The organism is Staphylococcus simiae (genome assembly GCF_017357005.1).
Lineage (GTDB): Bacteria > Bacillota > Bacilli > Staphylococcales > Staphylococcaceae > Staphylococcus > Staphylococcus simiae_A.
In genome coordinates, this window is the sequence record NZ_CP071589.1 from 733,854 (window position 1) to 760,172 (window position 26,319).

The following is a 26,319-nucleotide window of genomic DNA, read 5'->3' on the forward strand; positions in this document are numbered from 1 at the left end:
TGATAAAATTATATATTGCAGAAACTGTATACAATTAGGGCGAATGGATAATGTAACACATTATCGACGCATTCAAAGTGTCAATGTCTCATCTAAAGCGTGTTATGATCTAGCATTCGAGTTATCTGAACAACAACAATATGCTTCAAATATAATTGTGGAAGCTGTTAAGATAAGGCAAACTGTTCTATTATATGCAGTTACAGGAGCTGGCAAAACTGAAATGATGTTTAAAGGGATACAGCAAGCAAGACAAAATGGAGACAATGTTGCTATAGTATCTCCAAGAGTTGATGTGGTGATTGAAATTAGCCAACGTATTAAAGAAGCATTTAAAGATGAAGAAATAGACATTTTGCATCAACAGTCGCAACAACAATTTAATGGACATTTTATTATTGCAACAGTACATCAATTGTATCGCTTTAAAGGTCATTTTGATGTAGTGTTTATTGATGAAGTAGATGCTTTTCCTTTATCAATGGATGCTTCATTACAACAGACGATTAAGAGCGCTACTAAAACAACATGCACAATTATTTATATGACTGCAACACCTCCCAAGCAGTTATTGCGTAACATTCCGACAAACAATATAGTTAAATTACCTGCGCGTTTTCATAGACAACCATTACTACTCCCTTCTTTTAAATATTTCAAATTAACTCCAAACAAAAGACAAACTTTATTATTAAACATGATCATGCAACAAATTCGAAGTCAACGTTTTACATTAGTTTTCTTTAACAATATAGATACTATGATTACAACGTATCAAACTTATCAACAAATATTGAACAATTTAACTTATGTTTATAGTTCTGATGCTTTTCGTTTTGAAAAAGTAGAACGATTGAGAAAAGGTGACTATCAAGTTTTATTTACGACTACAATATTGGAACGAGGCTTTACCATGTCTAAGCTAGATGTTATTGTCATCGATTCACATACTTTTAATGAAGCGGCATTAATTCAAATTGCAGGTAGAGTAGGTAGGAAATTACAATCTACTAGTGGGCATGTTTGGTTTTTACATCAAGGTGTAACTTTAGAAATGCTTAGAGCTAAAAGAAATATTGCTATGATGAATAAATTGGCACGTCAAAAAGGGTGGTTAGATGAATAAATGTTTAGTTTGTAACGCTAAAATACCAGTTCAATATGATGTTTATCATTTTTTTACAGCTACGAAGACATTATGTGATACATGTCAACAACAGTTGTTGGAAATAAAAATTAACAACAATAGCAAGCGATGTTTGAAATGTTTGAAAATATTGGACCATGAAGAACTAGAGTGCCAAGATTGTGCATTTTTATCACGACACTTCACATTAATGGACCAACTGTATTGTAACTTTGAATATACAGGTATTATGAAAGACATTATACATCAGTTTAAATTTTTAAAAGATCAATATTTATGTCAACTTTTAGCAGAACTCATTCAACTTCCGTCTACATCATATGATTTAATAGTACCAATTCCATCTTCAAATGAACGAGATAGACAAAGGACATTTAATCCAATTAGAGAAGTACTGAAAGCTAAAGGTATTCATTATGATAATATTCTTTGTGCTAAATATAGACCTAAACAGTATAATTTAACAAAGTATCAACGTATGACAATGGACAATCCATTTACGATTGATGATAATATCGACTTAACCGACAAGGAAATATTGCTCGTTGATGATATTTATACAACAGGATTAACGATTCATCACGCAGGGTGTAAATTATACGATAAAAATATCAGAAAATTCAAAGTGTTTGCGTTTGCACGATAGCATAAACGTGTTAATATATAATTAAGAGTTACCAATAAAGAGGTTTAAGGAGAGATTACTATGATTAGATTTGAAATTCATGGAGATAACCTCACTATCACAGATGCAATTCGCAACTATATTGAGGAAAAAATTGGTAAATTGGAGCGTTATTTTAATGACGTACCAAATGCAGTAGCACACGTGAAAGTTAAAACGTATTCAAACTCAGCAACTAAAATTGAAGTAACAATTCCTTTAAAAAATGTAACATTAAGAGCTGAAGAACGTAACGATGATTTATATGCAGGTATTGATTTAATTAATAGTAAACTTGAAAGACAAGTTAGAAAATATAAAACTCGAATCAATCGTAAGAGTCGTGATCGTGGGGACCAAGAAGTATTTGTCGCTGAACTTCAAGAAGCACCAGCAGACAATGAGGCTTCTGACGATAATGACATCGAAATTATTCGTTCTAAAGAATTCAGTTTGAAACCAATGGATTCTGAAGAAGCAGTACTACAAATGAATTTATTAGGCCATGATTTCTATGTCTTTACAGATAGAGAAACAGATGGTACAAGTATTGTTTATCGTCGTAAAGATGGTAAATATGGACTTATTCAAACAACAGAACAATAAGATAATATTCATTCAAGGCTGAGGCATTTAGTTGTCTCAGCTTTTTTGTTGTAAAAACATCACAAACTATAGATTGTAAATAGAAATAAAATGGTACTTGAGCCTGAGACAAAAAGCATTTTGCACTAATTGTCTGATTTTTAAAATGATGATAAATCCACATTTTAAAAGCATAGTCAGTCTTGTAAGAATGGGATTACGACATAATTTTTAAAAAATTATTTTTGTTACACTCCCACTACGATGTTGAAACATAAACTAATATTAAGTAATAGTAATAAGAAGTTAACTAGTCCTTCTTTTAATAATAAATTTAGAAATAACAAAAAGTAAGTAACAATTTTAAAAAGTAATTATAAGCGTGTCATCAAGAAATAGCTTAAGCAAATTGTTGAACGAAATAGTTATACTGTGATAATGTAAATTGATGTATATAATTGAAAATGGGATTAATTACACAGCGATTGTGATGATTAAATGATTAAAAGACTTTGTAGTTAGGATATACTATATTTTAGTCGAATAAATGGATGTAATTTATAACGAATTAATATAAAATAAACTTGCTAACAACTTAATGATATGAAATACGTCATTATAAGATTATTATACAATTGTCAAATGAGTGAATAAGTATAATTTTATATCTATAAATGATAAGATAAATTGTTGAAGGCTAAAGAGTTTGAAGCTAAAGGAGCGAACATAATGGGATTTTTATCAAAAGTTCTTGATGGCAATAATAAAGAAATAAAAAAATTAGGAAAAACTGCTGATAAAGTACTTGCGTTAGAGGAAAAAACAGCACTTTTAACTGATGAAGAAATTCGCAATAAAACAAAAGAGTTTCAAGACGAATTATCACAAATAGAGGATGTTAAAAAACAGAATGACTATTTAGATAAGATTTTACCAGAAGCTTATGCTTTAGTAAGAGAAGGATCTAAACGTGTCTTTAATATGTCTCCGTATAGAGTACAAATCATGGGTGGTATCGCTATTCATAAAGGTGATATCGCTGAAATGAGAACTGGTGAAGGTAAAACTTTGACAGCAACAATGCCTACATATTTAAATGCATTAGCTGGTAGAGGTGTACATGTTATTACAGTCAATGAATATTTGTCTAGTGTACAAAGTGAAGAAATGGCTGAATTATATAATTTCTTAGGATTGACAGTAGGCTTGAACTTAAATAGTAAAACGACTGAAGAAAAACGTGAAGCATATGCACAAGATATTACTTATAGTACAAATAATGAATTAGGTTTTGATTACCTACGAGACAATATGGTTAATTACGCAGAAGATCGTGTAATGAGACCGTTACATTTTGCTATAATCGATGAAGTTGACTCTATTTTAATTGATGAAGCTCGTACACCATTAATCATTTCTGGTGAAGCTGAAAAATCCACATCACTTTATACTCAAGCTAATGTGTTTGCTAAAATGCTAAAACTTGATGAAGATTATAAATATGATGAAAAAACAAAAGCTGTTCATTTAACTGAACAAGGTGCAGATAAAGCAGAGCGTATGTTTAAAGTAGATAACTTATATGACGTACAAAATGTAGATGTTATTAGCCATATTAATACAGCATTAAGAGCACATGTGACATTACAAAGAGATGTCGATTATATGGTAGTTGATGGTGAAGTATTAATTGTAGACCAGTTTACTGGACGTACAATGCCAGGACGTCGATTCTCTGAAGGGTTACACCAAGCTATTGAAGCAAAAGAAGGTGTCCAAATTCAAAATGAATCTAAAACGATGGCATCAATTACATTCCAAAATTACTTCAGAATGTATAATAAATTAGCAGGTATGACTGGTACAGCGAAGACTGAAGAAGAAGAATTTAGAAATATATACAATATGACTGTAACTCAAATTCCTACAAATAAACCGATACAACGTAAAGATAAATCTGATTTAATTTATATTAGTCAAAAAGGTAAATTTGATGCAGTAGTTGAAGATGTAGTTGAAAAACACAAAGCTGGTCAACCAGTATTACTAGGTACTGTAGCAGTTGAAACTTCTGAATATATTTCCAATCTACTTAAAAAACGTGGCGTACGTCATGATGTATTAAATGCCAAAAACCATGAACGTGAAGCTGAGATTGTTGCGGGAGCAGGACAAAAAGGTGCTGTTACTATTGCGACTAACATGGCTGGTCGTGGTACAGATATCAAACTTGGTGAAGGTGTAGAAGAATTAGGTGGCTTAGCTGTTATTGGTACAGAACGACACGAATCACGACGTATTGATGATCAGTTACGTGGACGCTCAGGACGTCAAGGTGACCGCGGAGATAGCCGTTTCTACTTATCATTGCAAGATGAATTGATGATTCGTTTTGGATCAGAACGACTACAAAAAATGATGAGTAGATTAGGATTAGATGACTCTACGCCAATTGAATCTAAAATGGTTTCTAGAGCTGTTGAATCAGCACAAAAACGTGTAGAAGGTAATAACTTTGATGCTCGTAAACGTATATTAGAATATGATGAAGTATTACGTAAACAACGTGAAATTATCTATAATGAACGTAATAGTATTATCGATAATGAAGATAGTTCACAAGTTGTAGACGCAATGTTACGTTCAACTTTACAACGTAGTATTAATTATTACATTAATACTGAAGATGATGACATTGAGTATCAACCGTTTATCGATTATGTTAATGACATTTTCTTACAAGAAGGCGAGTTAACTGAAACTGAAATAAAAGGTAAAGATGCAGAAGATATCTTTGAAATTGTATGGGCTAAAATTGAACAAGCGTACAATAGTCAAAAAGACATTTTAGGTGAACAAATGAATGAATTTGAACGTATGATTTTATTACGTTCCATTGATAGCCATTGGACAGATCATATCGATACTATGGATCAATTACGTCAAGGTATACACTTACGTTCATATGCACAACAAAATCCATTACGTGATTACCAAAATGAAGGACATGAATTGTTTGATATCATGATGCAAAATATTGAAGAAGATACTTGTAAGTATATTCTTAAATCAGTTGTGCAAGTAGAAGATGATATCGAACGTGAAAAGACTACTGAATTTGGAGAAGCAAAACATGTCTCTGCCGAATATGGTAAAGAAAAAGTAAAAGCGCAACCAATTGTTAAAGGTGATCAAGTAGGTAGAAACGATCCTTGCCCATGTGGAAGCGGTAAAAAATATAAAAATTGTCATGGTCAATAAATTATAAATAACAGAGTTCTGAATGAAATACTTCAGAACTCTTTTTTTACGACATATAGTACGGGTATTTATTGTCAATTAGTTAATCAAAGTTTAAAATGAACACATCATATAATATAAAGTATATATATAATTAATGTGAAATAGGAGAGAAGACGATGGAACTATCTGAAATCAAACGTAATATAGATAAATATAATCAAGATTTAACACAAATTAGGGGGTCTCTTTGACCTAGATAATAAAAAAACAAATATACAAGAATATGAAGAAATGATGTCGGAACCTAATTTTTGGGATGACCAAAATAAAGCTCAAGAAATTATAGATAAAAATAATGCAATTAAGTCAGTAGTTTCTGGATATGAACAATTACAAAATAACGTAGATGATATGGAAGCTACGTGGGAGTTGCTACAAGAAGAGTTTGATGAAGATATGAAACAAGATCTTGAGCAAGAAGTTAATCAATTTAAAGCTCAAGTTGATAAATTTGAATTACAACTTTTACTGGATGGACCACATGACAGTAATAATGCGATTTTAGAATTACATCCAGGTGCAGGTGGTACTGAATCTCAAGATTGGGCTAATATGCTATTAAGAATGTATCAAAGGTATTGTGAGCAAAAAGGATTCAAAGTCGAAACAGTAGATTATCTTCCTGGAGATGAAGCAGGTATTAAAAGTGTTACGTTATTAATTAAAGGACATAATGCCTACGGTTATTTAAAAGCTGAAAAGGGTGTACATAGATTAGTTAGAATATCCCCATTTGATTCTTCAGGTCGTCGACATACATCATTTGCATCATGTGATGTGATACCTGATTTTAATAATGATGAAATAGAAATAGAGATTAATCCAGATGATATTACGGTTGATACCTTTAGAGCTTCAGGTGCGGGTGGTCAGCATATTAATAAAACAGAATCAGCAATACGTATTACCCACCATCCATCTGGTATTGTAGTCAATAACCAAAATGAACGTTCACAAATCAAGAACCGTGAAGCAGCAATGAAAATGTTAAAGTCTAAACTCTATCAATTAAAATTAGAAGAGCAAGAGCGTGAGATGGCCGAAATAAGAGGAGAACAAAAAGAAATTGGCTGGGGAAGTCAAATACGTTCATATGTATTCCATCCATATTCTATGGTGAAAGATCACAGAACGAATGAGGAAACTGGGAAAGTAGATGCAGTTATGGATGGAGATATTGGACCTTTTATTGAAGCTTATTTAAGACAAGAAATGTCTACGAATTAATATTGCAAACACCTTACTGACTGCTAGATAAGTTAGTAAGGTGTTTTTATAATATTTGGATTTATATCAATGAAATATGTACTATGCATAGAGTAATATTACTACTTAAGAGTGAGAGGAAATCTATGATAAAATGATAGCGTATGCAAACGTTGATGTTAATTGGCTTTTATAAAAGTGATTAAAAGAAAGTGAAAATAGTAATATTAACCATTATATTACATCCCGTTAACAATAAACTCCTTGAAAAGTGATTATGCTATAGTAAAGTCATACTTTAAAACTAACAGCAAAGGAATGACAACTAGTGAAGAAAACTCTTACTATGACTATTTCGTCAGTAATCGCTTTTTTAGCATTAAATAATGTAGCACATGCAGAACAAGGAGAAACAACAACACAACCAATCCAACATAATGTTGTTTCTCAGACAGAAGTTCAAGCACCAACTCAATATACAGTAGTACCTGGAGATACTTTATATCAAATCGCTTTAAATCATCATTTAACATTAAATCAATTATATGCATATAATCCTGGAGTAACACCATTAATTTTCCCAGGAGATATTATTTCACTTGTACCACAACAAGGTAACCAAGTACAAACTAAGACAATAACTCAAGCAGTATCTTATAAAGCTACACCACAAAGTTCAAATAATGTTTCATACAATCAAAGTGCACCAACTCAAACAGTATCAACACAACATTATAATAAATCAGTTACTAATTCAGGTAATTTATATGCATATGGTAACTGTACATACTATGCGTTTGATCGTCGCGCTGAATTAGGTCGTAGCATTGGAAGTTTATGGGGTAATGCGAATAACTGGAGCTATGCAGCAGCAAATGCAGGTTTCAAAGTAAACAGAACACCTGAAGTAGGTGCTATTTTCCAAACTACAGCTGGACCATACGGTCATGTAGGTGTTGTTGAATCAGTAAATCCAAATGGTTCAATTACAGTATCTGAAATGAACTATGCAGGCTTTAATGTTAAATCTACTAGAACAATTAACGATCTTAGTCAATATAAATTTATTCATTAAATACTAAATAGCTAGTATATAACTCTCTCTATTATTTAATAATAATGGGAGAGTTTTTTGTTATTTCAAATTTACATGATATTTAATTGATTGATAGTAAAAAAATAAGTATAATCTATGATTAATAAAAGAGGAGGTAATTGATATGGGTGTACATCAATATTTTAAAAGACTATCAGACATGGAAAGACTTATTAGATTACCTGGTAAATTTAAATACTTTGAACATAATGTAGCCGCACATTCTTTTAAAGTAACAAAAATCGCACAATATTTAGCAACAGTGGAAGAACATCATGGTAACAGTATTGACTGGAAAAGCTTATATGAAAAAGCATTGAATCATGATTTCGCTGAAGTATTTACTGGAGATATTAAAACCCCTGTAAAGTATGCCAGTAGCGAATTAAAAAAATTATTTTCACAAGTAGAAGAAGAAATGGTTGAAACATTTATCGAAGAAGAAATACCTGAGCCATACCAAAATATTTATAGACAACGGCTACAAGAAGGTAAAGATGATTCAATAGAAGGTCAATTACTATCAGTAGCTGATAAAATAGATTTATTATATGAAACATTTGGTGAGATTCAAAAACGTAATCCGGAAGAATTATTTTTTGAAATTTATGCCATGAGCTTAGAAACAATCATACAATTCGATCACCTAGCTTCAGTACAAGATTTTATCAACAATATTATTCCAGAAATGTTAACTGAAAACTTTATACCTAGAGCAGAATTAAGAGAAACGACAATGAACATTTTAAAGAAAAGAAATGAGGAAGTTGAATGATATGGTATATCAGCGCCGCATTCTTCCCGTGTGTGTTAGTTGTATTGTTAAGTGTGTTAACACGGAGTAAATGGATAGGAACAATATTAACTTTAATTTTAATAGCGACATCAATATACAAAGAATTCTTTCATAATGAATGGATTATATTTATTGATGTTGTGTCGTTGTTGGCTGGTTATTTAGTCATAGATCAATTAGAGTTTCACAAACATCGTGATGAAGATCGTTGATTATAGTCAAACAGATTTGTTGCAACAAATGTAGAAATTCATTAAAGTATACTTATACACTATTAATTTAAAAATTATTTTATCGCATCACAAGCATAGTTATATGGCTATGTTTGTTTTTTATTTGTTCTGTGATGTTACGAACAAATGTTTGCTTTTGAGGCTGCGTATTTGATAAAATATGAAATGAACTTATGACAATATATGAAGAAAAATTTAAAATATAAAGGAGGAAAATGTGACAATGGTCGAACATTATCCTTTTAAAATACATTCAGAGTATGAACCGCAAGGGGATCAACCTCAAGCAATTAAAGAAATTGTACAAGGCATAAATGAAGGTAAAAGACATCAAACATTATTAGGTGCAACAGGAACAGGTAAAACATTTACCATGAGTAATGTTATTAAAGAAGTCGGTAAACCGACACTAATTATTGCTCACAATAAAACATTAGCTGGACAATTATATAGTGAGTTTAAAGAATTCTTTCCAGAAAATAGAGTTGAATATTTTGTTAGTTACTATGACTATTATCAACCAGAAGCTTATGTTCCATCTACCGATACATTCATAGAAAAAGATGCATCAATTAATGATGAAATAGACCAATTACGACATTCAGCAACAAGTGCATTATTTGAACGAGATGATGTCATTATCATTGCTAGTGTAAGCTGTATTTATGGTTTAGGTAATCCAGAAGAATATAAAGATATGGTAGTAAGTGTACGTGTAGGCATGGAAATGGAACGTAGTGAATTACTAAGAAAGTTAGTTGACGTTCAATATACGCGTAATGACATAGATTTTCAACGTGGTACATTCAGAGTACGTGGTGATGTTGTGGAAATTTTTCCAGCATCAAGAGAAGAAATGTGTATTAGAGTAGAATTCTTTGGTGATGAAATTGATCGCATCCGAGAAGTAAATTATTTAACTGGAGAAGTATTAAAAGAACGTGATCACTTTGCCATATTCCCAGCATCTCACTTTGTTACGCGTGAAGAAAAAATGAAGTTAGCCATCGAACGTATTGAAAAAGAACTAGAAGAACGTTTGAAAGAATTACGCGATGACAATAAATTGCTTGAAGCACAGCGATTAGAACAACGAACAAACTATGATTTGGAAATGATGAGAGAGATGGGCTTCTGCTCTGGGATTGAGAATTACTCAGTACATTTAACATTACGTCCATTAGGATCAACCCCGTATACACTTTTAGATTATTTTGGTGACGATTGGTTAGTGATGATTGATGAGTCACACGTTACCTTGCCACAAATTAGAGGTATGTATAATGGAGACAGAGCGCGTAAACAAGTATTAGTGGATCATGGTTTTAGATTACCTAGTGCGCTGGATAACCGTCCATTAAAATTTGAAGAATTTGAAGAAAAAACGCAACAACTTGTTTATGTTTCTGCAACACCAGGACCATATGAAATTGAACATACTGACAAAATGGTCGAGCAAATTATTCGTCCTACTGGATTACTAGATCCTAAAATTGAAGTGCGTCCTACTGAAAATCAAATAGATGATTTATTAAGTGAAATTCAAGCAAGAGTCGAACGTAATGAACGTGTTCTAGTAACAACTTTGACTAAAAAGATGAGTGAAGATTTAACGACATATATGAAAGAAGCAGGTATTAAAGTAAATTATCTGCATTCAGAAATTAAAACGTTAGAACGAATTGAAATTATTAGAGACTTACGTATGGGAACTTACGATGTTATTGTTGGAATTAATTTATTAAGAGAAGGTATTGATATTCCAGAAGTTTCATTAGTAGTTATTTTAGATGCGGATAAAGAAGGTTTCTTACGTTCAAACCGTTCATTAATCCAAACAATCGGTCGTGCAGCTAGAAATGATAAAGGAGAAGTTATCATGTATGCTGATAAAATGACTGATTCGATGAAATACGCTATAGATGAAACAATGCGTCGTCGTGAAATACAAATGGCTCATAATGAAGAACACGGAATTACTCCAAAAACAATCAATAAAAAAATCCATGATGTTATCAGTGCTACTGTTGAAACTGATGATACTAATGATAATAAACAAAAAGAAGTTCCTAAGAAAATGACGAAGAAAGAAAGACAAAAAACAATTCAAAATATAGAACGAGAAATGAAACAAGCTGCCAAAGACTTAGATTTCGAGAGAGCGACAGAATTGAGAGATATGTTATTTGAATTAAAAGCAGAAGGGTGACGTATAAATGAAAGAACCATCCATAATAGTAAAGGGTGCAAGAGCACATAATTTAAAAAATATTGATATTGAATTACCTAAAAATAAATTAATAGTAATGACTGGCTTATCAGGTTCTGGTAAATCTTCATTGGCTTTTGACACCATTTATGCAGAAGGCCAACGACGATATGTTGAGTCATTAAGTGCATATGCACGACAATTTTTAGGTCAAATGGATAAACCGGATGTTGATACCATAGAAGGTTTATCGCCAGCAATTTCCATTGACCAAAAGACAACTAGCAAGAACCCTAGATCAACCGTCGCAACAGTTACTGAAATTTATGATTATATTCGTTTATTATATGCTCGTATTGGTAAGCCTTATTGTCCAAATCATCACATAGAAATTGAATCTCAAACTGTGCAACAAATGGTTGATCGAGTTATGTCACTAGAAGAAAGAACGAAAATACAATTATTAGCACCGGTCATCTCACATCGAAAAGGAAGTCATGAAAAACTTATAGAAGATATTGGTAAAAAAGGCTATGTTCGTTTGAGAGTTGATGGTGATATTGTTGATGTTAATGAAGTTCCAGAACTAGATAAAAATAAAAATTATACGATTGAAGTCGTTGTCGATAGATTAGTAGTTAAAGAAGGTATTGAAACGAGGTTAGCAGATTCTATCGAAACAGCATTAGAATTAGCTGAAGGACAACTAACTGTCGATATTATTGATGGTGAAGACCTTAAGTTCTCTGAAAACCATTCTTGCCCAATATGTGGTTTTTCAATTGGTGAGTTAGAGCCAAGAATGTTCAGTTTTAATAGTCCGTTTGGTGCTTGTCCAACTTGTGATGGTCTAGGTCAAAAATTAACAGTCGATATTGATTTAGTTGTTCCAGATAAAAATAAAACATTAAATGAAGGTGCAATAGAGCCATGGATTCCTACTAGTTCAGATTTTTATCCAACTTTATTAAAACGAGTATGTGAAGTATATAAAATTAATATGGATAAACCGTTTAAAAAGCTAACAGAACGCCAACAAAATATTATTCTTTATGGTTCAGGTGATAAAGAAATAGAATTTACATTTACTGGTTGGAATAGTGGTACTAAAAAAAGAACAATGGTATTTGAAGGTGTCGTACCTAATATCAGTCGTCGTTATCATGAATCACCTTCAGAATATACAAGAGAAATGATGAGTAAGTACATGACGGAATTGCCTTGTGAAACATGTCATGGACAACGTTTAAGTCGTGAAGCATTATCAGTATATGTTGGCGATTATAATATAGGTGAAGTTGTAGAATATTCAATTAGCAACGCTTTAAAATACTACCAAAATATTAATTTATCTAGTCAAGATTTTGCGATTGCTAATCAGATATTAAAAGAAATTATATCTAGATTATCTTTCTTAAATAATGTTGGACTCGAATATTTAACGTTAAATCGGGCGTCAGGAAGCTTGTCTGGTGGAGAAGCACAGCGTATTCGTTTAGCTACACAAATAGGTTCAAGATTAACAGGTGTACTATATGTCTTAGATGAGCCTTCTATTGGTTTACATCAAAGAGACAACGATAGATTAATTAGTACACTAAAAGAAATGCGTGATTTAGGTAATACATTAATTGTTGTTGAGCATGATGATGATACAATGAGAGAAGCTGATTATTTAGTAGATATTGGTCCAGGAGCTGGCGATCATGGTGGAGAAATTGTTGCGAGTGGTACACCACAAAAAGTGATGAAAAATAAAAAATCACTTACTGGTCAATATTTAAGTGGTAAAAAACGTATTGATGTACCAGAATATCGCAGACCGATAAGTGATAGAAAAATAGCTATTCGTGGAGCAAGTAGTAATAATTTAAAACATGTTGATGTTGATATTCCTTTATCTGTAATGACTGTTGTTACAGGCGTTTCAGGTTCAGGAAAAAGTTCTTTAGTCAACGAAGTATTATATAAATCATTAGCACAAAAAATAAATAAATCAAAAGTTAAACCTGGTATATATGACAGTATAGAAGGTATTGATCAATTAGATAAAATAATTGATATTGATCAATCACCAATTGGGCGTACCCCAAGATCTAATCCTGCAACATATACTGGCGTCTTTGATGATATTCGTGATGTATTTGCACAAACTAATGAGGCTAAAATAAGAGGATATCAAAAGGGACGTTTTAGCTTTAATGTTAAAGGTGGTCGCTGTGAAGCTTGTAAAGGCGATGGTATTATTAAAATTGAAATGCACTTTTTACCAGATGTCTATGTGCCTTGTGAAGTTTGTGACGGTAAACGTTATAACAGAGAAACGTTAGAAGTAACGTATAAAGGTAAAAATATTGCTGATGTGTTAAACATGACAGTAGAAGAAGCTACACAATTCTTTGAGAATATCCCTAAAATAAGTCGTAAATTACAAACTCTAGTTGATGTTGGTCTTGGTTACGTTACTTTAGGACAACAAGCTACAACATTATCTGGCGGAGAAGCGCAACGTGTTAAATTAGCTTCTGAACTACACAAGCGTTCAACTGGACGTTCAATTTATATTTTAGATGAACCAACTACTGGTTTACATGTTGATGATATTAGCCGATTATTAAAAGTGTTAAATCGTCTTGTTGAAAACGGAGATACAGTTGTTATTATTGAACATAACTTAGATGTAATTAAAACAGCCGATCATATTATAGATTTAGGACCAGAAGGTGGCGATGGAGGTGGCACAATTGTTGCTACTGGAACACCAGAAGAAATCGCACAAGTAAAAGCATCTTATACTGGAAAATACTTAAAACAAGTATTAGATAGAGATAAACAACAAAGTGAATAGTATATTAAGAATAGCTTGATATCAAACTGTCGACAATATTTGATAATGTTGTCGGCAGTTTTGTTGTTTATTCAGTAGGAGATGCGTGTAGAATCAATAAATATTCTATACTTAATAAAATGAAACTAACTGTATCGGTTTATATTATAAAATAATTACTATTTTAAATCGTCATATTGTAATGGAACTGCGACATAAAGTTTTGAAAAAATTTTCTGTCTTAATCCAAACTTAACACTTAACTTAATAGCGTACGACGATATCTAGTACTAACTTAATTAGAATGACTTGCTAGATGAAGTATGGACATTTTAAGATAAATAAATAGAAAATTGCCTAAATTAAGTAAATAGACTATAGAACTCACACAATTTGTAATATACAATTAATAATTATTTTAGCTTTTCGATATAATTTAACTATAGATTTTTGATATGATAAAAGGGAAGATGTAAGATAAGGGATAAATTTAATTGAGGTGAACCCATGTTAACGACAGAAAAATTAGTAGAAACGTTAAAGTTAGAATTAATCGCGGGTAAAGATGGTCTATCAAGACTAATAAAAAATGCAGATATATCAAGACCAGGTTTAGAAATGGCTGGTTATTTTTCTCATTACGCATCAGATCGAATACAATTATTAGGAACTACTGAATTATCATTTTACAATTTATTACCTGATAAAGATCGTGTTGGACGTATGCGTAAGTTATGCCGTCCAGAAACACCAGCAATTATAGTGACACGTGGTTTACAACCACCAGAAGAATTAATAGAAGCAGCGACAGAAACGAACACACCATTAATTATTGCTAAAGACGCTACTACAAGCCTTATGAGCCGTTTAACTACATTTTTAGAACATGCACTTGCTAAAACAACTTCATTACATGGCGTATTAGTTGATGTATATGGTGTTGGTGTTTTAATTACAGGTGACTCTGGAATTGGTAAAAGTGAAACAGCACTAGAATTAGTCAAACGTGGTCATAGACTAGTAGCTGATGATAACGTTGAAATACGTCAAATTAATAAAGATGAATTAATAGGTAAACCACCTAAATTAATTGAGCATTTATTAGAAATACGTGGACTAGGTATCATTAATGTCATGACATTATTTGGTGCAGGTTCTATACTAACTGAAAAACGTATTCGTCTTAATATTAATTTGGAAAATTGGAATAATGAAAAATTATATGACAGAGTTGGCTTAAATGAAGAAATGTTAAGTATTTTAGATACAGAAATCACTAAAAAAACAATACCGGTACGTCCAGGTAGAAACGTTGCAGTCATTATAGAAGTAGCAGCTATGAATTATCGTTTAAATATCATGGGAATTAATACGGCTGAAGAATTTAGTGAACGTTTAAATGAAGAAATTAGCAAGAACAGTCATAAGAGCGAGGAGTAAGTTAAATGAATTTAATGTTTAACTATATTAATCCTGTAGCATTTGATTTAGGACCATTAAGTGTACGCTGGTATGGTATTATCATTGCGTTAGGAATATTATTAGGTTATTTTATAGCACAAAGAGCAGTGGTTAACGTTGGTCTTGATAAAGATACGTTAGTAGATATCATCTTTTATAGTGCTATAGCAGGTTTTCTATGTGCGCGAATTTATTTCGTTATCTTTCAATGGCCATATTATGCTGATAATCCAGGAGAAATCATCAAGATTTGGCATGGCGGCATAGCGATTCATGGTGGTTTAATTGGTGGATTTTTAGCAGGAGTATTTGTCTGTAAAATAAAGAATTTACACCCTTTGCAAATTGGTGATATAGTTGCACCGAGTATTATATTGGCGCAAGGTATTGGTAGATGGGGTAACTTTATGAATCATGAAGCTCATGGTGGTCCAGTGTCTAAAGCATTTTTAGAACATTTACATTTACCAAACTTTATCATTGAAAATATGTACATTAATGGTCAATATTATCATCCAACATTTTTGTATGAATCATTATGGGATGTTATTGGATTTATAATATTAATATCTTTACGTCAACATATGCGCATTGGTGAAACATTCTTTGTCTATTTAATTTGGTACTCTATCGGTCGTTTCTTTGTAGAGGGACTTCGTACTGACAGTCTAATGCTAACGAGCAATATTAGGGTAGCGCAAGTCGTATCAATTATTTTAATTTTAATAAGCTTGATATTAATTATATATAGAAGAGTTAAATATCAACCAACAGTATATAGTAAAACAGGTCCATTACCATGGCCCACTAATAAATAAAGTGGTGAAAGTTTGAGACAGCTTACAACGATTAAAAATTATAAAGTTAATCCTTTATGGCGTATTTACCAAATTGTTAAGTTTAGCAAAGTTTTAAAAAATACGCTTATTATCGAAATGACTAAATTTATACCAGCAATGTCAGTTAAGAGATGGCTATATTGCCATTTATTAAAAATGACCATAGGGCAACATACGTCTATGGCGTATCAAGTAATGATTGATATATTTTATCCAGAGTTGATTTCAATTGGCGATAACACTGTTGTTGGTTATCGAACAACGATATTAACACATGAAGCGTTAGTAAATGAATTTAGATATGGACCTGTCACGATAGGGTCAAATACTTTAATAGGTGCACATTGTATCATTTTACCAGGCATACGAATTGGAAATAATGTGACAATAGCAGCAGGTAGTGTAGTAACTAAAGATGTACCAGACCATGCATTCGTATATGGTAATCCTATGTACATTAAAAAGAATTAGGAGGTGACAATATCAATGGCACAACAAAAGAACAATATTATATCAATGACATTTGATGATGCGTTTTATCGTAAAATGGCAACACAAAAATTTGGACAACGTGACTATGGTAAAGCAGCAGAATACTTTAATAAAGTGCTAGAATTGTCACCAGAAGATTTAGATATTCAACTTGATTATGCACAGTGTCTTTTGAATATAGGTCAAGGGCGTCGAGCCGAGCATATATTCTTTGATAATATTATTCAAGATAGGCATCTTGAAGATAGCTATTACGAATTGAGTCAATTGAATATTGAATTAAATGAACCAAACAAGGCATTCTTGTTTGGTATTAATTATGTCATAGTTAGTGATGATCAAGAATATAGAGAAGAACTAGAGCAAATGTTTGATGTTTCTTATGATGATGAAGAACAAATTGAAACTGAGGCACAATTATTTTCACTTCAAATATTATTTCAATATTTATTTTCACAAGGTAAGTTAGAAGATGCTAAACATTTTGTATTACAACAACCTGAATATATACAGCAGCATCGAATTATAAGAAATTTAATGGCAATGTGTTATTTATATTTAGGTGAATATGATGTTGCACAAACATTTTATGAACAATTATTAAATGAGGATAAATCCGATATATATGCTTTATGTCATTACACATTGTTACTTTATAACACTAATAATATGGAACAATATCAAAAATATTTAGCGATGTTAAATAAAGTAGCACCGATGAATGAAGATGAAAGTTTTAAACTTGGTATTGTTCTTAGTTATTTAAAGCAATATCAAGCATCTCAGCAATTATTATTACCGCTATATAAAAAAGGCAAATTTTTATCTATTCAGATGTGAGCTGACCCCAATTAGTGGGAATAAAATAAAAACACTTCCGTTGAATTCGTGTAAAATGAATCTAAACGGAGGTGTTTTTCTATGAAAAGAGTATCTTATTCATTAGAAACTAAAAATAAAGCTATTGAAATGAAAAGTGCTGGTTATACTTCAAAACAAATTATGGAGACCTTAAATATTAGAAATAGAACACAGGTCGATACATGGTGGCGTTGGTATCGAAATGGAGAAAGTTATAGATTTTCTCAACAAGTAGGAAAACAGTACAGTTATGGCAAGGGTATTGAAGAATTAAGTGAATTAGAAAGACTAGAATTAGAGCTTAAAAGAAAAGATGTTGAATTGGACATTTTAAAAAAGTACAAAGAATTGGAAAGGAAGTGGTTCCAGTAGTAGTTATAGAATTAGTAGAAGAATTGAAGGATAAGTATTCAACCAAAATGATACTTGAGGTTTTAAACATACCTAAATCAACATTTTATAGATGGAAAAAGAACCAAAATAAAATAGATTTTATTACTGAAAAAGTCATTGAATTATGTGAAGAAAACAACTATACCTACGGTTATCGAAAGATTACAGCGCTAATTAATCAATCATCTTCTGTACCTGTTAATCATAAACGAATTCAGAGAATTATGCAGGAGAACAATTTGAATTGTCGAGTTAGACCTAAAAAGGCTAAAAAAGCTGGATCTGCTTATTATAAAACAGATAATTTATTACAAAGACAATTTAAAGCTAATCAACCAATGAAGTTACTAACTACTGACATTACTTATTTACCATTCGGTAATTCAATGTTGTATTTATCTTCGATTATGGATCTTTACAATGGAGAGATTGTGGCATATAAAATAGGATCTAAACAGGATCAAAATTTAGTTAACGAAACATTAAATGGAAATGATAATTTAATAATGTACACTTTTGACTGTTTAAGTATGTACAATCTGTAAAATTTAGAGATAATTTTATTGAGGTGAATAACAATGAAATTATCTTTAGATATAAATACAGATTATGAAGTTACAACTCTTTCAGATTTACCAAAATTAAAAATTGTTATGGAGAGCTTAAACATGAAAATTAATAAAAGTGAAATCGCAAGACAAATGAATGTAGATCGAAGAACAATAGATAAATATTTAAATGGCTTTAAACCTTCGGTTAATCGAAAAAAACAATCTAAAATTGATCCCTATTATGATTTAATAAAAGAATTGTTGTCTGAAGAATGTGAACAGAAATTCTTTTATAAACGCGTGTTATGGCAATACCTTAAAGATAATCATGGTCTAAATTGTGCGTATTCCACATTTAGAACATATATAAGAAAACATGATTTATTCAATAATTATTTTAAAAAAAGACGACAAAAGTCAACGCCTGTTGGAACAACTAGATTTGAAACAAAACCAGGTTGCCAAGCTCAATTTGATTGGAAGGAAGATATAAGATTTAAAACGAAGGATCATCAAGAGGTATCTTTAAATATTGGTGTTTTACTCCTGTCATATTCACGCTTCAAAATTATGCAAGTTACGATGAGTAAATCATTAGATGTATTACTTAATTTAATGGTTCAAGCTTTTGAATCTATTGAAGGTGTTCCAGAGGAACTTGTTACAGATAATATGAAAACAGTGATGAGTCAACCTAGGACTGAAACGTTTAGTGGACAAGTTAATCCTAAATTCAAACAATTCGCTGATGATTTTAATTTTAAAGTGAAGCCGTGTATAGCTGGTCGTCCTAGAACGAAAGGTAAAGTTGAATCCATTATGAAAATATTAGATGAAATTCATGCCTATCAAGGACAATTATACTTACATGAAATTCCACAATTTATTGACGAATTAAATGATCGTTTGAATTACTCAGTGCATAATGGGACAGGAAAAATACCAATTATTGAAGTAAAAAAAGAAAAGAGCTTCTTACAGCCATTACCCAATGTCCATGTAAGAAACTCATATAAAGTAGAACATAAATATTTGAAAGTCAATCGTTCGAATATGATTACATATCGCTCCAATCAGTACTCAGTTCCTGCTGAATACTATGGAAAAACGGTTGAAGTTCAAGTTTATGATCAACGTTTGTTTGTTTATTATAACACCAAATTAATCGTTGAGCATCCTATTACCCATCATAAATTAAATTATCAGCAACAACACTATTTAGAAACGCTAGCTGTCTCCTATGGAGACCATGATGATATTAATCAGCTGGCCTTAGATAATTTAAAAACGATAGGAGAGATGTATGATGAATAATATTACTAACTACCAACGTTTAAAAGATAATCTGTCATATCTAAAAATGAATCAAATGATTACTCATTTAGATGAAGTGATAGATTTTAGTATCACTAACGATTTATCATTTATTGATACTTTAATTAAATTGAGTGATTATGAAATCGCAGTTAAAGAAAAGAATATGATTGAATCAATGGTTAAGGTAGCAGCATTCCCTTTTAAAAAGGAACTGTGCGACTTTGACTTTTCATTCCAACCTAACGTCAATAAACAAGAAATCGTAGATTTTACTCATTTACGATTTATAGAAAACCATCAGAATATTGTCTTTTTAGGTCCAAGTGGTGTAGGTAAAACCCATTTAGCTACATCAATTGGTATGTCAGCAGCGAAAAAAAGAGTAAGTACGTATTTCATTAAATGTCATGATTTAATACAAAATTTGAAAAAATCTCAATTAGAGAATCGGTTAGAAAATAGACTCAAGCACTATAGTAAATATAAATTACTAATTATTGATGAAATAGGCTATTTACCTATTGATAGTGAAGATGCCAAACTCTTTTTCCAACTGATTGATTTAAGATATGAGAAGAAAAGTACCATTTTTACTACAAATATTAATTTCAATTTATGGAATGAAATATTTGAAGACCCTAAAATAGCTAATGCCATTTTAGATCGCATATTACATCACTCAAATGTCATAAAAATAACTGGGAAGTCTTATCGGTTAAAAGACCATTTTGTGAAAGTTGAAAAGACAGAATGACATTTTTGTACATTCTTAAACAATCATTTTTGTACATTCTTTTATTGACATTTACACATTAAATCAACTAGATATACCCGAGGGTTGTATACTACATAGCGATCAGGGAAGTGTGTATACATCGTATTCTTACTATCACTTATGCGAAGAAAAAGGCATTGTCAGAAGCATGTCCCGTAAGGGAACACCTGCTGACAATGCCCCGATAGAAAGTTTCCATTCCTCGCTAAAGTGTGAAACCTTTTATCTCAACAATGAGCTTAGTAGCTCTAATAACATTGTAATCGATATTGTGGAAAAATACATTGATTATTATAATAAATTTAGAATTCAACAAAAACTAGGCTACTTTTCTCCTATAGATTTTAGAAAATTAGCAGCCTAGAATATAGTGTTTTTATTAAGTTCCCGTTTTAAGGGTTCAGTGCCGATGTATAATGCATTAACTTTTAACTGCTATTATTTAGGTGATATTAAAGAGAGTCACTATTATTGGGATAAGTTACAACAAATTTCACAAGTAGACATAGGGTATGCACCGTGGGCTATTGAAGAAAGTAAGGTACTTTTTGACAATCAAATTTTACCACGATTAGAAAGTGACGATAGTCATGAACGTATATACGGTATTTTTCTGTTGAATGAAATGAATGGCAAAGAAATTTTGATTACTGAAGAAATTTGGAAAATACTTGAAAATATGAATGACTATGAAAAGTTATACTTAACTTATTTAGTCCAAGGCCTAACATTAAATAAATTAGATTTTATTCATAGAGGGATGAAACAATTATATAGCCATCCACAATTAAAATTAAATCATGATTTGTTCTTAGCTTGGATTGCAAAAGCAGAAGATATTATTGCGGAAAAAGTTGATTTAACAAGTGTTGAACCATATATTGCAGCATTCACTTATTTATATTTTAAAAACCAATATCAAAGTATGACTAAAAAAGAAATTATTACGTGGCTAGATATTACACAATATAAACTGAATAAGATGATTGAATTATTGTTGAGCATATAGATTTATGAAATATTAGTTTTATTATATAATGCGCATAATGATAAATAATGAGGAGGCATTGCAAAATGGCTGAAGTAGATTTTGACATAGCAATTATCGGTGCTGGTCCTGCCGGTATGACAGCAGCAGTATATGCATCACGTGCGAATTTAAGCACAGTAATGATTGAAAGAGGAATTCCTGGTGGACAAATGGCCAATACAGAAGAAGTAGAGAACTTCCCAGGATTTGAAATGATTACAGGCCCAGACTTATCTACTAAAATGTTCGAGCATGCGAAAAAATTTGGTGCAACATATCAATATGGTGACATTAAATCAGTAGAAGACAAAGGCGAGTATAAAGTTATTGATTTTGGTAATAAAGAAATTACAGCTCGTGCAGTTATTATTGCAACAGGTGCTGAATATAAAAAAATTGGTGTACCAGGCGAACAAGAATTAGGTGGTCGTGGTGTAAGTTATTGTGCAGTATGTGACGGTGCATTCTTTAAAAACAAACGTCTATTTGTCATTGGCGGTGGAGATTCAGCAGTTGAAGAAGGAACATTCCTAACTAAATTTGCTGATAGAGTAACAATTGTTCACCGTAGAGATGAGTTACGCGCACAAAGTATTTTACAATCAAGAGCATTTAAAAATGATAAAATTGATTTCATTTGGAGCCATACTTTAAAATCAATTAATGAAAAAGATGGTAAAGTAGGTTCTGTTACTTTAGTTTCAACCAAAGATGGTTCAGAAGAAACACATGAAGCGGACGGTGTCTTCATTTATATCGGTATGAAACCATTAACTGCACCATTTAAAGATTTAGGTATTACAAATGATGTAGGTTATATTGAAACTAAAGATGACATGAGTACATCTATCCCAGGTATTTTTGCTGCTGGTGACGTTAGAGATAAAGGTTTACGTCAAATCGTTACAGCTACTGGAGACGGTAGTATTGCAGCACAAAGTGCAGCTGATTATTTAGAACAATTAAATGACTAACTAGAACTAAATGATATCATTTGAGACTAGAGCTATAGTGGTTAAAGCATTGATCAACTATAGTTCTAGTTTTTTTATGTTATATTTAAACTATAGTAAAATATATTTTTATGAAATGTGCTACAAAATAGCATTGTATAACAATTTTTGGTTCTCTATTTTTCAGGACTGATAATTAAAAAGTGAATAATTTAAAATATAAATTATTTTGAAGCCGAGACTCCTGAGGGAGCAGTGCTAGTCGAAGACTACAGGCTGAGACAGCACCCTAGGAATGCGAGGCTTAAAAAATTAATTATGTATCAGTCCAGTTTGGGAGAGAACCCAATTTTTTAGCATTAAAAGTTGTTGGTTTTCAAATGTCGTATATTAATTGGGAAAATACGATTATGAAAATTGGATCAATGAAATTCTAATAATTAACAATCTAAGTAACATAAATGAGTTATAGGCGGTGTCATAATGGATAATAATGAAAAAGAAAAAAGTAAAAGTGAATTACTAGTGGTAACGGGATTATCTGGCGCAGGGAAATCGCTAGTTATTCAAAGCTTAGAAGATATGGGGTTCTTTTGTGTAGATAATCTACCTCCTGTATTATTACCAAAATTTGTAGAATTGATGGAACAGGGAAATCCATCATTAAGAAAAGTAGCGATTGCTATTGATTTAAGAGGTAAAGAATTATTTAAGTCATTAATCACAGAACTTGATGTTATTAAAAGCACGAGTGATGTTATTGTTGATGTTATGTTCTTAGAAGCTAAGACTGAAAAGTTAATTTCACGTTATAAAGAAACACGACGTGCACATCCATTAATGGAACAAGGGAAGCGTTCATTAATTGATGCGATTAATGATGAAAGGGAATGTTTATCACAAATCAGAAGTATATCTAATTTTGTTATAGATACCACTAATTTAAAAGCAAAAGAACTAAAAGCACGTATCCAACGATTTTATGAAGATGACGAATTTGAAACATTTACGATTAATGTAACGAGTTTTGGATTTAAACATGGCATACAAATGGATGCAGATTTAGTATTTGATGTGCGTTTTTTACCTAATCCTTATTATGTAGTTGATTTAAGACCGTTAACAGGTTTAGATGAAGCAGTTTACAATTATGTTATGAAATGGAAAGAGACGGAAATCTTTTTTGAAAAATTAACTGATTTGTTAAATTTCATGATTCCTGGGTATAAAAAAGAAGGGAAGTCACAATTAGTAATTGCTATTGGTTGTACAGGTGGACAACACCGTTCTGTCGCATTAGCAGAACGTCTAGGCAATTATCTAAATGAAGTGTTCGACTATAATGTTTATGTACATCATAGAGATGCACATATTGAAAGTGGCGTGAAAAAATGAAACAAATAAAAGTTGTACTCATTGGTGGTGGCACTGGCTTATCAGTATTAGCTAGAGGTTTGCGTGAATTTCCAATTGATATAACTGCCATTGTCACTGTAGCAGATGATGGTGGCAGTACAGGTAAGATAAGAGATGAAATGGATATTCCAGCCCCGGGAGACATTCGCAATGTGATTGCAGCATTAAGTGATTCAGAATCTGTATTATCACAATTATTTCAATTTAGATTTGGAGAAAATCAAATTAGCGGTCATTCATTAGGTAATTTACTTATTGCAGGCATGACTAATATTACAAATGATTTTGGGCATGCGATTAAAGCTTTAAGTAAAATACTGAATATTAAAGGACGAGTCATTCCATCAACGAATACAAGCGTACAATTGAATGCTGTGATGGAAGATGGAGAAATCGTTTATGGTGAATCAAACATTCCTAAAAAGCAAAAAAAAATTGAGCGTGTTTTTTTAGAACCTAGTGATGTGCAACCGATGGAAGAAGCAATTGAAGCGTTAGAAGAAGCTGACTTAATTGTTCTAGGGCCTGGTTCTTTATACACAAGTGTTATATCTAACTTATGTGTAAATGGTATTTCAGATGCCTTAATTAACTCAAAGGCGCCTAAACTCTATGTATCAAACGTTATGACTCAACCTGGTGAAACAGATGGCTATAGTGTGAAAGACCATATTGATGCTATTCATAGACAAGCCGGTCAAGCATTTATAGATTATGTTATTTGTAATACACAAAAATACGACGATAATGTACTTAAAAAATATCAACAAAAGCACTCTAATCCAGTAGAAGTGAATAGAGAAGAATTGGAAGATGATGACAGAATTAAAGTCTATACGGCATCTAATTTAATTGAAATATCAGACGACTTTTTAGTAAGGCATAATACGAAAGTATTATCTACAATGATATATGATATTGCTTTAGAATTAACGAGTACGATACAATTCATTCCTGGAGACAAACATGTTTAATATTTTGAATACAATATTTATGATATGATAATAAGACTGTGTTTATAACATGAATGTTATCTGATATCTAACTAAAGATGAATAAATCGAAAGGAATGGTTGTCAAATGAGCTTTGCATCAGAAATGAAAAATGAATTAACACGTATAGAAGTAGATCCGTTAAATGCTAAAGCAGAGCTCAGTGCATTAATTAGAATGAACGGCGCATTAAGTTTATCAAATCAACAATTTGTTATTAACGTTCAGACTGAAAATGCAGCAACGGCAAGACGTATTTATTCATTAATTAAAAGAGTGTTTAATGTAGAAGTTGAAATTTTAGTGCGTAAGAAAATGAAATTAAAAAAGAATAACATATATATTTGTCGGACTAAAATGAAGGCGCGAGACATTTTAGATGAATTAGGTATTTTAAAAAATGGTGTCTTTACTTATGATATTGATCAAGAAATGATCAAAGATGATGAAATGCGTCGAAGTTATTTAAGAGGTGCCTTTTTAGCAGGTGGTTCTGTTAATAATCCAGAAACGTCATCATATCATCTCGAAATATTTTCCCAATATGAAAGTCATGCTGAAGGATTAACAAAATTAATGAATAGCTATGACTTAAATGCTAAACATTTAGAACGTAAAAAAGGTAGTATCACTTATCTGAAAGAAGCTGAAAGAATCTCTGACTTTTTAAGTTTAATAGGTGGTTATCAAGCGTTGTTAAAATTTGAAGATGTCAGAATAGTTAGAGACATGCGTAATTCTGTCAATCGTCTTGTTAATTGTGAAACGGCAAATTTAAATAAAACAGTTAGTGCAGCAATGAAACAAGTTGAAAGTATTAAATTAATAGATCAAGAGATAGGTATAGAAAATTTACCTGAAAGATTACGCGAAATTGCTAAAGTTCGTGTCGAAAATCAAGAAATATCGTTAAAAGAACTGGGTGAAATGGTATCAAATGGTCCAATTTCTAAATCCGGAGTTAATCATCGATTACGCAAATTAAATGAATTAGCAGATAAAATTCGTAATGGGGAACATATTGAATTATAAAAGGTAGTTTAAAACCACAATTATCTAAGTGCTTCTTTTTAAATTAAAGTGACTTAAATAATAGGAAAAAAAATTTTTAAAAATTGGTTGCTAAGACAGTATTTATAATATCTTAGCAACCGATTTTATTATAAATGGTT

Annotated in this window: 19 protein-coding genes and 4 pseudogenes; all 23 read left to right on the forward strand. The window is 31.5% G+C overall.

The window, feature by feature from the left end; all coding sequences use genetic code 11:
* Window positions 1–43 precede the first annotated feature (43 nt).
* The 23 genes and pseudogenes from J3R86_RS03285 (at window position 44) to whiA (ending at window position 26,179) form a co-directional block, all read left to right on the forward strand.
* A complete protein-coding gene (locus J3R86_RS03285; RefSeq protein ID WP_242685744.1) occupies window positions 44–1,126 on the forward strand; it encodes a DEAD/DEAH box helicase family protein in 1,083 nt (360 codons plus the stop codon).
* Window positions 1,119–1,793 (forward strand): ComF family protein, encoded by a 675-nt coding sequence (locus J3R86_RS03290; protein ID WP_207518050.1) that lies wholly within the window; start codon window positions 1,119–1,121, stop codon window positions 1,791–1,793. The genes J3R86_RS03285 and J3R86_RS03290 overlap by 8 nt, the downstream gene beginning before the upstream one ends.
* 60 nt (window positions 1,794–1,853) lie before the next feature.
* Window positions 1,854–2,417, forward strand: coding sequence for a ribosome hibernation-promoting factor, HPF/YfiA family (gene hpf / locus J3R86_RS03295; protein ID WP_207518051.1), 564 nt, complete (start codon window positions 1,854–1,856; stop codon window positions 2,415–2,417).
* Window positions 2,418–3,125: 708 nt separating this feature from the next.
* A complete protein-coding gene (gene secA, locus J3R86_RS03300) occupies window positions 3,126–5,657 on the forward strand; it encodes a preprotein translocase subunit SecA (protein WP_207518052.1) in 2,532 nt (843 codons plus the stop codon).
* 158 nt (window positions 5,658–5,815) lie between these two features.
* A protein-coding gene (gene prfB / locus J3R86_RS03305; protein ID WP_207518053.1) for a peptide chain release factor 2 occupies window positions 5,816–6,926 on the forward strand; the annotation gives its coding sequence in 2 pieces (ribosomal slippage) (window positions 5,816–5,887 and window positions 5,889–6,926; 1,110 coding nt in all).
* A gap of 307 nt (window positions 6,927–7,233) precedes the next feature.
* Window positions 7,234–7,980 (forward strand): COG3942 and LysM peptidoglycan-binding domain-containing protein, encoded by a 747-nt coding sequence (locus J3R86_RS03310; protein ID WP_207518054.1) that lies wholly within the window; start codon window positions 7,234–7,236, stop codon window positions 7,978–7,980.
* Between the two features lie 145 nt (window positions 7,981–8,125).
* Complete coding sequence (locus J3R86_RS03315; protein ID WP_002464847.1) at window positions 8,126–8,776, forward strand: YfbR-like 5'-deoxynucleotidase; 651 nt, start codon at window positions 8,126–8,128, stop codon at window positions 8,774–8,776.
* Window positions 8,773–9,009, forward strand: coding sequence for a CsbA family protein (locus J3R86_RS03320; RefSeq protein WP_207518055.1), 237 nt, complete (start codon window positions 8,773–8,775; stop codon window positions 9,007–9,009). Before J3R86_RS03315 ends, J3R86_RS03320 begins: the two co-directional genes overlap by 4 nt.
* Before the next feature lie 244 nt (window positions 9,010–9,253).
* Window positions 9,254–11,239, forward strand: a complete 1,986-nt coding sequence (uvrB, locus tag J3R86_RS03325) for an excinuclease ABC subunit UvrB (RefSeq protein WP_207518506.1) — start codon at window positions 9,254–9,256, stop codon at window positions 11,237–11,239.
* A 7-nt stretch (window positions 11,240–11,246) separates the two neighbouring features.
* Window positions 11,247–14,087, forward strand: coding sequence for an excinuclease ABC subunit UvrA (gene uvrA, locus J3R86_RS03330; RefSeq protein ID WP_207518056.1), 2,841 nt, complete (start codon window positions 11,247–11,249; stop codon window positions 14,085–14,087).
* Between the two features lie 486 nt (window positions 14,088–14,573).
* Window positions 14,574–15,506, forward strand: coding sequence for an HPr(Ser) kinase/phosphatase (hprK, locus tag J3R86_RS03335; protein ID WP_207518057.1), 933 nt, complete (start codon window positions 14,574–14,576; stop codon window positions 15,504–15,506).
* A gap of 5 nt (window positions 15,507–15,511) precedes the next feature.
* Window positions 15,512–16,345, forward strand: coding sequence for a prolipoprotein diacylglyceryl transferase (gene lgt / locus J3R86_RS03340; protein ID WP_207518058.1), 834 nt, complete (start codon window positions 15,512–15,514; stop codon window positions 16,343–16,345).
* Between the two features lie 12 nt (window positions 16,346–16,357).
* A complete protein-coding gene (locus J3R86_RS03345) occupies window positions 16,358–16,837 on the forward strand; it encodes an acyltransferase (RefSeq protein WP_242685745.1) in 480 nt (159 codons plus the stop codon).
* A 15-nt stretch (window positions 16,838–16,852) separates the two neighbouring features.
* Window positions 16,853–17,695 (forward strand): annotated as a pseudogene (locus tag J3R86_RS03350) (tetratricopeptide repeat protein); the annotation flags it as partial.
* A gap of 84 nt (window positions 17,696–17,779) precedes the next feature.
* A pseudogene (locus J3R86_RS03355) lies at window positions 17,780–18,609 on the forward strand (IS3 family transposase); the annotation flags it as partial.
* A gap of 81 nt (window positions 18,610–18,690) precedes the next feature.
* Window positions 18,691–19,977 carry an IS21 family transposase gene (gene istA, locus J3R86_RS03360; protein WP_207516850.1) on the forward strand — a complete coding sequence of 429 codons (1,287 nt, stop codon included), beginning with the start codon at window positions 18,691–18,693 and terminating at the stop codon, window positions 19,975–19,977.
* A complete protein-coding gene (gene istB, locus J3R86_RS03365) occupies window positions 19,970–20,734 on the forward strand; it encodes an IS21-like element helper ATPase IstB (protein WP_207516745.1) in 765 nt (254 codons plus the stop codon). Before istA ends, istB begins: the two co-directional genes overlap by 8 nt.
* Before the next feature lie 55 nt (window positions 20,735–20,789).
* A pseudogene (locus J3R86_RS03370) lies at window positions 20,790–21,119 on the forward strand (transposase); the annotation flags it as partial.
* Window positions 21,120–21,155: 36 nt separating this feature from the next.
* Window positions 21,156–21,764: pseudogene (locus J3R86_RS03375) on the forward strand (tetratricopeptide repeat protein); the annotation flags it as partial.
* A gap of 65 nt (window positions 21,765–21,829) precedes the next feature.
* A complete protein-coding gene (trxB, locus tag J3R86_RS03380) occupies window positions 21,830–22,759 on the forward strand; it encodes a thioredoxin-disulfide reductase (RefSeq protein ID WP_207518060.1) in 930 nt (309 codons plus the stop codon).
* A gap of 462 nt (window positions 22,760–23,221) precedes the next feature.
* Entirely contained in the window at window positions 23,222–24,133 is a 912-nt protein-coding gene (gene rapZ, locus J3R86_RS03385) for an RNase adapter RapZ (protein WP_207518061.1), read from the forward strand.
* A complete protein-coding gene (locus tag J3R86_RS03390) occupies window positions 24,130–25,128 on the forward strand; it encodes a YvcK family protein (RefSeq protein WP_207518062.1) in 999 nt (332 codons plus the stop codon). The genes rapZ and J3R86_RS03390 overlap by 4 nt, the downstream gene beginning before the upstream one ends.
* A 106-nt stretch (window positions 25,129–25,234) precedes the next feature.
* A complete protein-coding gene (gene whiA / locus J3R86_RS03395; protein WP_207518063.1) occupies window positions 25,235–26,179 on the forward strand; it encodes a DNA-binding protein WhiA in 945 nt (314 codons plus the stop codon).
* The last annotated feature ends 140 nt before the right edge of the window (window positions 26,180–26,319 follow it).